This is a genomic window from Aphanothece stagnina RSMan2012 (genome assembly GCF_046764815.1).
In the GTDB taxonomy this organism is placed as follows: domain Bacteria; phylum Cyanobacteriota; class Cyanobacteriia; order PCC-6307; family Cyanobiaceae; genus NIES-981.
This window is the reverse complement of sequence record NZ_JBKOUC010000078.1, coordinates 1-828: the sequence shown is the minus strand read 5'-3', so window position 1 is coordinate 828 and position 828 is coordinate 1. Positions and strand designations below refer to the sequence as shown.

Below are 828 nucleotides of genomic sequence, written 5' to 3'. Positions count from 1 at the left end.
TCATCCGCCCGTGAATTAGGTCGGGTTTGAAGTCGGAACATTTTCCCTCCACTCCAATAGGATGAACCACACAAACTAGATGAGGATTATGGGAGTAAAACTGGCATCGGTCACAATTAGAGGTTTTGGGCATTCTAATTCCGTACTAGACATTTCTTTTGATTTATCTGAGTTTTTTTTATCTTCATATAATATATAAAATTGAGGCACAATCACAGCTATAAATCCTATTATAAGAGTTGCAATAGTAATTAAAAATTGGTTTCTAGATGAAATTTCATTACTTCTAATCCTTTCATCAATAGAGTTCAATCTTGAATCAAAAGTGTTTTGAGAAATTAGCTCTCTTGTAAGATTATGAATCATTATTTCTATCGAATCTTTTGTCGGAAATTTATCAATATCTTCTTTTGTTCTGTTAATCAATTCAGACAAAGTTCTGCTAGTATCTTGAAAAGAATCAACGCTTAAATGGATTGATTTAAAAGAATCTTCATATCTTATTCTTAATTGTTTAACTTCTTCTCTTAAGTCTTTAATAATTTTAATATCTTCTATAACTAGTTGAAGACGCGGTGTAATTACGTTTAACTGTTCTTGAATTAACTTTTGCCCATTGTATATCTTTAATGTATTTTTAATATCTTTTTCAAAATATTTAGATACCGCATGACATACATCATTTAAGTTCCATTCATTGACTTGAGCTGGCTCAGTAAAGTGCTCTTCAACACAACGCTGTGTCGCATTTTCCAAAGAATCAAATAGTTTTTGTATTTGGTCTTGTATTTGGTCTTGTGTTTCTTGATTATGACTCATAAATTTTAT

1 protein-coding gene is annotated in these 828 nt (G+C 30.4%); it reads right to left on the bottom strand.

The window, feature by feature from the left end; translation table 11 throughout:
- Positions 1-75: 75 nt before the first annotated feature.
- Positions 76-828, bottom strand: a 753-nt coding sequence (locus ACLNEE_RS16785) for a hypothetical protein (protein WP_412007437.1), incomplete at its 5' end; no start/stop codon positions are given.